We start from the raw sequence: 12,931 nt of genomic DNA, 5'->3' as shown, positions 1-12,931 counted from the left end.
TCTATAACCGGAAAAGGAGGCATTCAGCTCTGGGCTACATGACTCCTTGCCAGTATGAAAACCTCCTATACAATCAAACAGTGGCTGCCTGAAAAAAGTCTCCAGTAAAACATTGCAATTCCAAAGGTGACCAAAACCAAGGGGGCTTTCCCCTCGGACATGGCCCTCTTGAAGCTCATTTACCTCTCGCATCAGAACATCAGCAAGAAGTGGGTCATGCCGCTTGCCAACTGGAGCCAGACGGCTCAGCAGCTAGCGATCTGGTTCGGGGACAGGATGCAGCTGGATTTGAAGTGAAACGCACTTCAAAAGTTTGGCCCTTTTGCTGTATGGACTCACGCCAGAACAGCAAAAGGGCCAGTAAACTGAAATAAGGAAATGACACAGGTGCCTGTTGCACAACCTTTGTGTACGTTCTACTCTCTATTCCTTTTTCCACGGCTACCTGTTGGTCTAGCCAAAAATAGAAGCCAAAAAAGACCGACTGCTCTGGGCAGGGCCATGATGGCTGTCTGGCTTCTTTTCGGGGTAAAGTGCAGCAATTTTTGCAGGTTGTAGGCAGCGGCGGCCACCAGCATCCCTTTGTGGGCCAGCTGTAGCCCCCGGGTATTGATTTTGCGCATGGCCATGTGGTTTAGCAGCGTGCCCAGCACCGGCTCCACGGTGGCCTGCCGCAGGCGTTTCATGCGCCGGCCCCAGCGACTGCGGGTGCGGGTGATGGTGCGTTCGTACTCGTCGCGGTAGGAGGTGATGGCGATTCTCTTCTCGTGGTTTTTGCCACAGCAGCTCGCTTTCAAAGGGCATTCCCTGCAGTCCTGGCGGGTGGTACGGTACAGCCTGGAGTGGACCTTGTTGTTTTTGATGACCTCCTGGCGGAAGGCGGCTATCTTGCCCTCCGGGCACAGGAAGAAGTCCCCTTCCTTCTGGTAGGTAAAGCCCTCGGGACCGTTCCTGTACTTGCCGTGGGGCGGGATGAAGGCCGCGATGGCCTCCTTTTCCAGCAGGGCGTAGTTCTCGCCCGAGGAGTAGCCGGTGTCTGCCAGCAGCGACGTGCACCTCAAGCCGAGTTGCCCGAGCCGGTGGGTGAGCCCTCCGAGCAGGTGTGGCAGGCAGCGGCTGTCCTTACGGTCGGCGTGGTCGGCCAGCACATGGCTGATCACGTGGCGGGAAGCATCGACTGAAAGCTGCAGGTGGTAGCAGAGCCTGCGGGCCTTGCCCGGTTTGACAGCGATGCGGGCATCGGGGTCCACCGGCGAGTAGTGGGTCTTGTTGGAGGTGTACTTGGCCCCCTTGTTGAAGCCGCCCGGACGCAGGTTCTGCTCCGAGCGCCACTTACGGTGCAGGTAACCGAGCACGTGCAGTTGCTGCTGGCTGGCCGTGAGGGTGCGCTGCTCCAGCGGGGCCTTGTCGTGGCGGGCGCTGCGGTCGGCGCTGCTGAAGGTTCTCACCTGCTGGAGGCGGGCCTCGAGCTGCTCGGGGGGGACCTTCAGCTCCAGGGAGCCCATCGAGGCGTTGGCTTTGATCAAAGCTGAATCGATCGCTTGGGTGTGGCCTGACACCATACCGGCGTCTGCGCACAGGGAGAGCACGCGCGTGAAGACCTCCTCGAAGAGCGCTGTTGGCAGCAGCTGTCGGGTGCGGGAAACAGTCGAATGCCAGGGCAGGGGCTCGTCGAGCTGGTAATCGAGGAAGTAGAGCAGGTCCAGGCGCAGGCTGCAGTGCTCGATGAGGCGGCGGTCACTGGCGATGTTTTCCAGGTGAGCTACCAGGCAGAGCTTGAAAAACACCACCGGGTCGATGGACTGCTGGCCGCAGCGGCCGTAATAAGGGGCTGTCAGCTCGTAGAGAAACGAAAGATCCAGCCTGTCCTTGAGTCGCCGGTAAAAGTTATGTTCCGGCACATGTGCTGAGAGCGAGAAGTGTAGCTGCCGCTCGTCCTCGAAAGTTTTCCTGCCTTGCATCGCCTAAGAGATTTGGTACTATCTCCGTTTACGCCTATATCCAGCCTGTTGTGCAACAGGCACACAGTTTAGATTACACTCCCTTTATTACATTTAGATATATGTTCTGTTTTTTATTTGCCGAAGTGTTTGAGCCAGCACCTGAGCAGGGCTGTCTGCTCTAAAGGGCATGCACTAGCTTACCAAAAGAAGTAGGAGGGTTTCTTTTTTAGGTTCAATGTCTCCCAATCCACCTCTGTCAGCAGTTCATCTTGACGCTTTACCTGCGGGTCGTGCCAGTCTGCCTTTTTACGCACCCACTCAGCCCACTCGCCTAATTGTTCGGTATAAATGTTGTTGTTGCGAGCAGCCCTCTCTACCTCGTTAGCGTAGTCGCGCATGACCTTTGCCTGCCGCCAGCGCTCTGCCTCTACCAATATGTTATTAAGGTTTGCCAGCTCTTTTTCCTGCCTAGCCTCCATCTCGCGGTACGTTCTTTCTCTTTCCTCTCGCTCAGCTTGCTTTCTTTCCCGCTCCAGCCTCTCTGCGTGCTCCTGCTTGCCTTTTAGCTGTAGGGTGGCGATGATTCTTGATAATCGATCTTCAAGTGGTTTTTTCCCGTCAGCCCACTCCTTTGTGCCAAAGTTCTTGTACCAAAATGACAGGAGGCCGGAGGGTTTATATTCTGAACTGTCCCAGGTGCCGCACTTAATAGTGTACTTTGTCAGCTTCTCTCGCACCCCGATCTCAAACCGTTCGCTTTCGATGACTGCGTAGGTGCTTTGATACTCCACAACCACATCATTCCCCAGCGCTTTTAAGGCTTTGATGAGCGTGTCCATGAAGCGGAATGCTCTGGCAGCGGTTGCAGGCGAGGCATGAATATTAAGGCTCCTCATACAGGAGTATAGGCCGTTATAAGACCTTTTCTTTTTTTCCCGATCAAAGACCTCTTTGGCCGCTACAATCAGCGGGTCAGGACGCTTTATCGTGTCTGGGACAGTTATTAGATCCCTGTTGTGGTCCTCTAGGTCTCGTTGCACCCTAGCCAACGCAGAGAGGCCTGTGGGGTCATAAGCCTCGCCGTCTTCTCTGACGGTTAGCCTCACCTCCTGTTCTCCCTTGTAGGTGAGAGGCAGTGGAGTCACTTTTACTTTTTTGCCTGCCTTCACCTTCATCCAATGGCCTTTCTTGGGAAGCGGGACCTGAAGTTTGATGCAGATCTTCCTGAGGCCGTTGTCAGAGATGCTGTATCTTTTGGCTAGTGTGGTCATGGGCTCTTTCCAGACCATGTGGTACAGCTCTTGCCTGTTTATAATCACCTTCTCCATACATATTTTAATTCTACATAATAGCAAAAAGTATATCTTTATTACACACTATTAGCTATTTACCATTTTTGGTCTAAATTGGTGCGTATGAGTGACAGATTTGAGGATATAGATTATTGGAAAGCCATCATACTTTATGGGCTGAATGCGGCTACTTACAAAATTTCCCTTGGGAAAACTCTGTTGGAACTAACTAAGCATAACAGTGAGTCTTTGGAGTGGTCTACTTTAGCAAAAGCATACCTTGATAACTACATTAATCGGCTTTCTGCTAATCCCTTGCCCCAGCAGTCTAACCCTAGCAGAAGGACTGTGATGGAGCGCATTACCACCCAGCTCAGGTTAGGGGCTATTACTTATGAGGAAGCTTTAAGTATGGTTGAGCGCGAAGCTTTCAATGATGTGATCCCAAGATTCCACACCATAGGCGTTAACAAGCTGATGGGAGCCGAGAAGTTCTACCACTTTGACCATGGAAAGAAGCTGTACCTGCACGACAGCCTCTTCAAGATTCATGAAAGCAGCAGCGAGGAGCTTTTTAAGGAGCTTGATGCCAGGTGGAGCCTTTTGGAGGGTGCTTTCCAGATGGGCCATGACAACTGGGAAATGGCAAATGACATAAGGGAGATATACATCAAGAAGGGAAGCGAGAGAACCAATATCACAGGAAACATTCCTTTCCTGAACGGCTATCAGGGGAATGTGTGCTTTTTCTGTGGGGAGCAAATGATTCCATCCGACATCCACGTGGACCATGTGCTACCAAGGCAGGTGGTAATGCATGATGAAATATGGAACCTGGTTCTAAGCCACAGCCTCTGTAACCTCCATAAGGAAGACTTTCTGGTGGGAAAGCACTATCTTGAAAAGCTGATTGACCGGAATGAGAACATCATGGGAAGCAACCATCCCTGGAAGCACAAGATATCAGCGTCACTGGGCGCCACAAAAGCAGCCAGAGCAAAAAGCACCTACTATCACTATGAGAATGTTAGGCAAGTGTTAGGTAACAGGTACTGGGAAAACAGTCCCACGTACAATCGGGCAACGGACCCCTTTTACAAGAAACTCATCACCCAATTGAACAACAAACAATGAGTGTGTTTAGCAAAATATCCGAAGACAGGGTCATCTATAGAGGGAAGAGCTTCTTTCTAATAAGAGACGCTTTTCCTGTATCTCCTGGCCATACGCTTATCATTTCCAATGAGGAAAAGACTGACTTTTTTCTATTAGATGAAGATGAAAGGGGCGAACTAACTGAGCTTATCATAACAGCTAAAGAGTTAATAGAGAGTGAGTTTTCACCGGATGGGTATAACATTGGTATGAACTGCGGAGAGGTGGCAGGGCAAACAGTGATGCATTTCCATTGCCATGTGATTCCACGATATTCTGGGGACATGGAGAACCCAAGGGGAGGAGTGAGGCACTGTATAGCTGACAAGGGCTACTACTAGAGTTTAGCATAAGCATAGTTTACAGTTTCGGTTGTTGTTGATTTGATTTGACTGTCGTTGGTAAAGCATTAAAAGATTTCATGCTGTTTTGATCAAAGTTACAAAAATGGAAAGGCTTCTGAAGTACGGCTTGCTCGGCGGAGAGCTAAAGCACATACTTAATGTAGAAACAGGGCTTGCCTGCAACTGCGTTTGCCCAAACTGCCATCACCCATTAGTGGCTAAAAACGGTTTAGGTAACAAGAAAGTACCTCACTTCGCGCATTATTCTGGAAAAGAGTGCGACGGGGCATTCGAGACAACTCTCCACCTACTTGCTAAAGCAATTCTTCTTAAGACCAAGCAAATATACTTGCCTAACTATCATCATGATTATAGGCATGATAATAGCGCCTCCTTGTTCAAGACAGGAAGGTGCGTAACATTTGATGAGGTTGTATTAGAGAAGACAGTAGGCTATGGGGCAGACTTAATTATTGCTGATGCTATAGGGATCAAAGATGGTAAAAAAGTGTTAATAGAGTTTGCTAACACTCATTTTGTAGACTTAAATAAGCTTGAGAAGTTAAGGAGGTTAGGACTGCCATGTATAGAGGTTAGCCTAGCTGGTCAAGATCTAGACGAAGCTGAGCTGATTGCTTTTTTGGGCTCGGATACACGGTTAAAATATTGGCTGCACAACCCAAGGCTCGATTCTGTTTACCTAAAAGACCAAGAGAGGTTGAAGGCAAAAGAGGAGTTGCTTAAAAAGCAAAAGCTAGAAGAGGAGGAGAAGCGAAAGAAAGGAATTATCAATAAGCACTACGCCTACAAAGCAAGTAAAAATTATAGTATTCTTTCGGTTCAAAACGGTAATGTTAGGGGATGTCCTTTAAGGATCTCTTCTCTAGATGCGCTTGATGAAGGATTCAGGCGGCACAACATTCTTAAACGGATCATGGATGGGGAGTACTGGAATGGAGAGTTTTACTCTTATCCGCCGAATGGCAAATGTATATATATTGATGGTGAGAAGATCTATGTTTATCCACCAAGGACAGAAGCTGAAAATTTAAGTGAGCAGGCTATGCGATTGAATAACTTTCTATTTGCTGGTCTGAAGCAAATTAAGAAGCTATGGGGCCAATCAGCTGTAGGTAGGTGTAGGGGTTGTAAGCATGCAGTAGATACTTACAGGATAGAAGATAAAAGATACCAGGTATGTGAATATATAAAGGGTTAGCTTAATATACTAGCGACAATTAGATCCTGAAAAAGCACTTACAATACAAATTTAGCGTCCGAATAGTGTCCGAAGTGCATAAAAAAAGGCCTTTAGCGATAGCTAAAGGCCTTTCATGTAGTACGTAGGTGTGAATTATTGAACCTTACCTAAAAGGATTTAGCCGTAATGAGCAATTTTTTAGAAGAAGGAGAGGGGCAATAAATCATTTATACTAGGGCTTTATACTAAGTCACAACTATTCAGTTAGTGAAGTAGGCCAGTATATACAATACTGATTTTTCAGTATTGTATATACTGGCCTACTTCACTATTTTTCTTAAATTAATATTATAGCCTAAAATTTTCTGCTTCTAAGTCGAAGACAATTCATGCTTTTGTGGTATCACCACTCCTATCATTAACAGTATCTTTAACAAAAGATCCTCATGGAAATATTGAAAATTAAAATACCTGGTACAAGAGTTGACAATACACCTACAGACAATACACAGGAGTTATTGATAGAGGAAACATTCCTTATTGGTTCTACTACTCGTGGGGAATATGATAGTCTTTCATCTAGTGAGTTAGACGAAAATAAGGTTGTCGAATTTGTCTTTGATGACGACACTGTGTGGTTTGGGGATAATACAACATTAGATGAAATATTTCCAGGCACCTCAGCCCAATTGAGAAGAAGTGAAAATGAAATTGGGGAAAAAGCACTTATCATTCCCACAGAGCTTTATGTTGACGAGCAGAGCCGAAGTGGAATATTTTCGAAGATAACTCTAAAACTTGTAAAGATTTTTACAAAAAGAACTGCTCTTTCTCCTCTAGTCAAGAAGCTGGCTGGCGAACTAGAAGAAAAACTGTTAGCTAAAAGGAGTGGCCTATATAAACTTACAAGCGAATTTGGTTTCGAGCAGCAATCCTTCGATATAGTTGGCAGGTACTTATTGTTTCTGCATGGCACAGCCTCTTCTACTACCGGTTCTTTTAGGGAGTTAAAGGGTACAGCAACATGGAAATTCATTCATCAGACATTCAAGAACAATGTACTGGCATTTGAGCATGAAACGCTTACGAAAAGCCCTCTGCAGAACGTACTGGAACTAGTAAGTCAATTACCTCAACAAGCAACATTTACTATTATCAGCCACTCCCGCGGAGGTTTGGTAGGGGATATCTTAAACAGGTTTTGTACAAGTGACTCTGTACAACGTGGCTTCTCGGCTAAAGAGAAGAACTACCTTCGAAAACACAAGCGCGAAAGTGATCTCCAACTAATAGAAGAAATTGAAAAGGCCATTCTTGGTAAAGATATCACCATTGATAAATTTATTAGGGTTGCCTGCACCGCTAGCGGCACCACACTTGCCTCCAGACGTTTGGATATTTACTTTAATGTCATCTTCAATGTCATAGGGATAGCCACCGGGCAATCAGCAAACCCGATCTACATGGCATTCAAAGACCTTATAGCCGCCTTAATAGAAAGTAAAGACGATGCATCCGTGCTGCCGGGGCTTGAAGTTCAGAATCCAAGGTCACCATTTAACCAGATGCTGAACAATGCTAATCCTGATATCACAGTTAACACCCCACTTATCATCATATCAGGAGATGCCAAGATGAGCCTCCGTTGGCAGGCTTTGAAGGTATTGCTATCGAATCTGTTTTTTTGGGATGATAATGATTTTGTCGTGGACACACGTTCTATGTACAATGGTGCTAAGCGGGCTCCCAACACAGTACAATATTTCTTTGACGAAGGCGTAGCCGTGAGTCATTTTAATTACTTTAAAAACGACAAGACGCAAAACGCCTTACTGTTAGCGCTCCAGAACAGTGACCACAGAATCATACCAGGTTTCTCTAAGTTAGAAACAAGGGCTTTTACAGAGGAGGAAATCAGAAACATCAACTTTTCGCTCCCGGGGGGCAAGGTCTACGCGGACACGGTGACAGGCAAAAAGCCGATTGTGGTTCTGTTACCAGGCATCATGGGAAGTACCCTTAGCGTTAGCGATAAGCTGATTTGGATCAACTTTTTAGGATTTGTGGCTGGAAGCCTTACACGTTTACAGCACAATCCCGATAATAAGAATGTAAAGGCAGACGGCTTAGTAGGCAGCTCTTATAAGAAGCTAACGGAGTACTTGAAGCGGGATTATGATGTAGTCACCTTCCCCTTTGACTGGCGCACCCACATGGTGGATAGTGCGGCAAGCCTTAGTAGGAAAATTGAGCAACTGATGGAATACGGGCAGCCAATCAAGCTTATTGGCCATTCCATGGGTGGGGTATTGATCAGGGACTTTATGATTAACCATGAATCTACCTGGAGAAAGCTGAAGGCAAGTAAAGACTTCCGGTTGGTGTTCCTGGGGTCACCTTTGGGAGGATCGTTTCGCATTCCTTATGTACTATTCGGACTGGACTCTATAATCAAGAAGCTTGACTTCATTGACTTTGATAATTCACAGAAAGACCTAATAGAAATATTCTGTAAGTTTCCTGGGCTTCTCAGTCTACTGCCACTGACCACTGATGACGGGAATGACTTTTCCAAGCAGGAAACATGGAACAAGATGCGTGGCGCCTTTGGTGATAATCAATGGCCTATCCCCGATCAAGATGTACTGGATCAGTTCAAAGCTTATCGGGAGCAAGTTCTTCAAAATGCATCAACAGTTGATTATGGACAGGCAGTATATATAGCGGGTCAGGGACGCAGAGGTAGTCAAACAATCAGCGGCTATCAAATCACTGAAAAGAACAATAAATCAGTGCTGGAATTTCGGGCAACGCGGGAGGGGGATGAAAGCGTAACCTGGGACAGTGGTATACCCAAGACAATGCTTGCCCAAAATACTGTTTACTATTCAGATGTAACGCATGGTGAACTGGCAAATGACCCAAAACTGTTCGGGGCCATTGCGGACCTTTTAAGTAACGGATCCACCACACAACTTAAAAGAACCAGGCCTGTAGTGCGGAGCCTTGAAAAAGAATTTAGGGCTAAGGAGGTTTTTGACTTCGATCTGTCGCCTGAAGGAGTTGAAAGAACGATACTTGGTTTGGAATCAGAAAGTCGTTTCATCTCCGGGGATGTACCTATCACTGTGCTGGTGAGCAACGGGGACATGAAGTACGCCATGTATCCGCTGATGGTCGGACACTTCGAAAAGGATGGCATTCTCTTCGCGGAGAAGGCAATAGATTCCTATTTAGGTGGTGAACTTAGCCGCAGGCATCAATTGGGCTTGTATCCTGGTGACATCGGTACTAACGAAATCGTAACAACTACCCAGGCACGGGGATTCAAGGGAGCCATTATTGTGGGCCTGGGCAGGCAAGGGCTTCTGACAGAGCACCATTTGGCCTTCACCGTGGAGCAGGGGGTGGTCAGGTATTTGGCCAACTTAAATACAAGAACAGATAGTCTGCTCACCAATGGTCAAAAAACAAAACGCATAGGACTCTCGGCTTTACTGATTGGCTCACATTATGGGGGGCTTAGTATAGAAAGCTCGATAAGGGCCATAATCCAAGGCGTACAAAATGCCAATGCTAAGGTCCGGAAACTCTATAGCACACCTAAAACAATTGACACCATTGAGTTTGGAGAACTTTATAAAGATCGGGCGCTGGCCTGCGTGAAAGCTATCAACTCCATTGAGAGAGATGAAGCGGGCTCGCTGAATATCATTACCAATGGAGACAGGATCAAAGAGAACATCGGCTGGCGGGAAAGGCTTCCAATGGACGGTACCAGGGAGTGGTGGACACGCATCAACGTACGCCGCTACACAGATGAGGAGTTGGGAGAGGATAAACAGCGGAACATTCTGCGCTTTGCAATCTCCACTGACGCTGCTCGGGTTGAAGAGCGGACATTGACCACAATCAATGACACGTTGACCGAGATGCTGGATGATTTGTCCAGAAAGGATGAGTGGTCTCCTGAGCTTGCCAAATCGATCTTTGAATTGATGATCCCAAACGACTTTAAGGATCAGGTTAAAAGGCAAAGCAACATCAACTGGATCTTGGACAACTATACGGCCGCCTTCCCTTGGGAGCTGTTGCAGGATAGTATTACGAATTCAAGGCCACTGAGCGTCAATGCCGGTATGATCCGCCAACTGGCAACTGAGGATTACCGCATTAGCGTTACTCCGGTTGTAGAGCGCACGGCCATTGTCGTAGGCGACCCTGATTTAAAGAATCCTGCCATTCAGCTTCCTGCAGCGTTCACAGAGGGTGAGAAAGTAGCCGAGTTCTTGTCTACCCAGGGATTTGATGTCACCCAAATATTAAATGGAACTGCAGCACAGATTCTCTCCAAGCTGTTTAACAAGAACTACAAGATCGTGCATTTGGCCGGGCATGGTATATTTAACAGTGGTCCAGACAGGCTCACAGGCATGTTGATCGGTCCTAATGCAATCCTTACACCAGCCTATATAGACCAGATGAGCAATGTGCCTGAACTGGTGTTTGTCAACTGCTGCTATCTGGGCCAGACAGATGGAGCCGCTGAAGAATTCACCAAGGATCGATTCAGGTTAGCCGCTAATATAGGGACTCAATTGATTAAGATAGGGGTAAAGGCTGTGGTGGCAGCCGGATGGGCAGTGAATGACAGTGCAGCGCTGGAGTTTGCCGAGCGGTTTTACGATAGTATGTTTGAGGGCTGCAGCTTTGGTGAAGCGATCAAGAAAGCGCGGAAAAAAGTATTTGAAACATATGGGCCTAGGAACAATACCTGGGGAGCATATCAATGCTATGGGGACCCTTTCTACAAATTATCTGGTAATACTCAGGAAGACAAGGTGGCTTTTGACTTCATTATTGCGGATGAGGCAGAAATAGAGCTGAGCAACTTGCTAAACAAGGTGGCAAGGGGCGGCTATGACCCAGAGGTGATTCTCCAAACGATGGATGCCATTGATTCTGCTCTTGCAAAGGCGAATATCCGGAGCGGGCGTATTATAGAGCTTCAGGCTTTCCTGTACAGTTCGCTGAACAAATATGAGCTAGCCCTAGCTAAGTTTGAGGAGCTTTGGAAAGAGGAAAAGGCCAGTTTCTCTTTTTCGGCAACAGAGAAGTACTGCAACATTCAAATCAAATTTCACGCTCAAAAGGTTAAGGAGGCAGGATTAAGTAACCAGCAAGTAGTACAGGATGCCATAATTGCTACAAAAGAAGCTATTGCAAAGCTGGAAAGCTTAAAAAGCTTTGGAGAAACTGTTGAGCGTTCGAATTTATTGGGCAGTGCCTATAAAAGGCTTGCGATGATTAGCCAAGGGCAGGAGAAGCAAGCTGCGTATGAATGTGCAGCATCCTATTATAGGAAAGCATATGAATCAACAGGCAATAAAGCTAAGTATTACCCACTTACTAACTGGCTATCAATAGAGAATGCTTTGGTTCTTGCGGGTGTACGCTCCTGGGGTAAAGATCCTCTTCCTAAAAAGAAGAATGCGCTGGAAGCGCTTGGTATTGAGTTGCAGAATACTCATTTAAAGGAAGACCAAGAGAGGGAATACTGGGATTGGATAGCGGAAGCAAACCTCCTGCTTTGCCTTCGTCTGCTAGGGGACAGAAATGTTACATATGACAGCATTGTGGAGCAATATACGTCCGCTTGGGCAATGATAGGCAGTGAAGGACAAAGGCAGGCGGAGATTGAACATCTGGAGTCATTGAAAGATGCTTTAACAATGGGTGAGAATAAGTCGAGGGAATGTATAGAAATAGTGGAGAGGTTGATAATCGATCTGGAAGTGTTGGTGTGACCATTTATTTAAGTAAGTATCAGTACTTGAATATCCTATTTTCAGGGGAGCTGGTAATATGAAAGGTACTATATGAATAAACCGAAGGGAAAACATATCGATCCAAAAAAGCGACTCCACATGAAATGGAGCCGTTTTTTTGCTGTAGTAGACCAAAAGATCGAATATCGAACCTCATATCTTTACAATAAGCGGAGAGAATTCAATTTTTGCTTTCAACAAGCCTGCTACCGAAAGGCCAATGCAATTGAACGACATACACCTGGTGATATGGCGATGTAAAGGGACATCCTTCCGGCAGGGCTTCTTCCTGAAAGGCTGAACAGTACTTACAGGTGTCTCCATGCTGAGGTAACCTTGGATAAAATGATGGGTGAAGTCAGGGGAAGAGCAATAGGTTTGGAGTCTCCTGTTTCATCTATTAATGTCTCCAGCTATGAAAATCTTCAAGCAGTCGGTGAGTGCCGACATCGCCAAAGACAAGTTCGGCGCCTGTTTTTCGGTGTTGACGCAAGAGCATCGGGTGGTGGTGAAAGCCACCCACAGTTTTGCCAACTCCGCTCAGGGGTTGGCTGCCTTCAACAAATGGCTGCGCAGGTGGGAAGACACCCAGGTGGAGCTGGTGGTGATCATGGAAGCCACCGGGGGTGTATTATGAAGCCTTGGCCTGGGCAATGCACCAGCAGGGGCGGAGGGTAAATGTGGTGCTGGCCTACGTGGTCGTGCAAAAGAAGCTGTTGGTGTTGATTTATACTTTGTGGAAACGAGATGAAGCTTGGCAGGAAAATAAGTATCAGGGGCCGGAGGCAGACCCACAGAAGGTTATCCTTAGCCTGGAGGTCGGAGCCTCTCTTTCAGGTGTCTGCGCAGCAGACCAAAACAAAGTAGCCCGCCAAGCAGGGCTACACAAGATGAACATCCCGCACCTATCGGCCAGAAGCTCTCTTCCAGGTAAGAGAAAGATATGAAAAATTCAACTAAATACTTGACTTTCAAAACAGTACCTTTATCCACAAGAATTTAATCTTAATCAGCAGTTTTTTTGTGGAAGAAGAGAGACGATAAACCATTTATTATAATAATTTTTATTTAACCAGTATTGCACTGATGAATGAAGTAGGTCATTGAAAACAATACTGAAAAATCAGTATTGTTTTCAATGACCTACTTCATTATTTTTCTTCAATAG

General features: G+C 46.6%; 10 protein-coding genes. 8 read left to right on the top strand and 2 right to left on the bottom strand.

Annotation, left to right across the window (positions count from 1 at the left end; all coding sequences use genetic code 11):
* Positions 1-92: IS3 family transposase (locus tag ACMA1I_RS20210; RefSeq protein ID WP_414703917.1), on the top strand; the 92-nt coding region annotated here is incomplete at its 5' end.
* Positions 93-159: 67 nt separating this feature from the next.
* Positions 160-297, top strand: a complete 138-nt coding sequence (locus tag ACMA1I_RS20205) for a hypothetical protein (protein WP_337070290.1) — start codon at positions 160-162, stop codon at positions 295-297.
* Positions 298-416: 119 nt separating this feature from the next.
* On the opposite strand, the gene ACMA1I_RS20200 is transcribed toward ACMA1I_RS20205, so the two are convergent.
* Together ACMA1I_RS20200 and ACMA1I_RS20195 are read right to left on the bottom strand one after the other, a co-directional pair.
* Positions 417-1,961 (bottom strand): IS1182 family transposase, encoded by a 1,545-nt coding sequence (locus ACMA1I_RS20200; protein ID WP_337070289.1) that lies wholly within the window; start codon positions 1,959-1,961, stop codon positions 417-419.
* Between the two features lie 179 nt (positions 1,962-2,140).
* On the bottom strand, positions 2,141-3,271 hold the full coding sequence (locus ACMA1I_RS20195; protein ID WP_337070288.1) for a hypothetical protein: 1,131 nt from the start codon (positions 3,269-3,271) through the stop codon (positions 2,141-2,143).
* Positions 3,272-3,358: 87 nt separating this feature from the next.
* On the opposite strand from ACMA1I_RS20195, the gene ACMA1I_RS20190 reads away from it, so the two are divergent.
* The 6 genes from ACMA1I_RS20190 to ACMA1I_RS20165 all read left to right on the top strand — a co-directional run bounded on the left by ACMA1I_RS20190 (position 3,359) and on the right by ACMA1I_RS20165 (position 12,710).
* Positions 3,359-4,369, top strand: coding sequence for an HNH endonuclease (locus tag ACMA1I_RS20190; protein WP_337070287.1), 1,011 nt, complete (start codon positions 3,359-3,361; stop codon positions 4,367-4,369).
* Positions 4,366-4,731 carry an HIT family protein gene (locus tag ACMA1I_RS20185; protein ID WP_337070286.1) on the top strand — a complete coding sequence of 122 codons (366 nt, stop codon included), beginning with the start codon at positions 4,366-4,368 and terminating at the stop codon, positions 4,729-4,731. Before ACMA1I_RS20190 ends, ACMA1I_RS20185 begins: the two co-directional genes overlap by 4 nt.
* A 106-nt stretch (positions 4,732-4,837) precedes the next feature.
* Positions 4,838-5,953 carry a competence protein CoiA family protein gene (locus ACMA1I_RS20180; RefSeq protein WP_337070285.1) on the top strand — a complete coding sequence of 372 codons (1,116 nt, stop codon included), beginning with the start codon at positions 4,838-4,840 and terminating at the stop codon, positions 5,951-5,953.
* Between the two features lie 428 nt (positions 5,954-6,381).
* Positions 6,382-11,742: a CHAT domain-containing protein gene (locus ACMA1I_RS20175; protein WP_337070284.1), complete on the top strand. Its 5,361-nt coding sequence runs from the start codon at positions 6,382-6,384 to the stop codon at positions 11,740-11,742.
* A 436-nt stretch (positions 11,743-12,178) separates the two neighbouring features.
* Positions 12,179-12,400 (top strand): hypothetical protein, encoded by a 222-nt coding sequence (locus ACMA1I_RS20170; protein ID WP_337070283.1) that lies wholly within the window; start codon positions 12,179-12,181, stop codon positions 12,398-12,400.
* Complete coding sequence (locus ACMA1I_RS20165) at positions 12,390-12,710, top strand: hypothetical protein (protein ID WP_414703953.1); 321 nt, start codon at positions 12,390-12,392, stop codon at positions 12,708-12,710. The genes ACMA1I_RS20170 and ACMA1I_RS20165 overlap by 11 nt, the downstream gene beginning before the upstream one ends.
* Positions 12,711-12,931: the final 221 nt, after the last annotated feature.

Source organism: Pontibacter sp. 13R65, from assembly GCF_047525655.1.
GTDB lineage: Bacteria > Bacteroidota > Bacteroidia > Cytophagales > Hymenobacteraceae > Pontibacter.
Note: the sequence above shows the minus strand (reverse complement) of the source record. Positions and strands in the feature narration are given on the sequence as shown.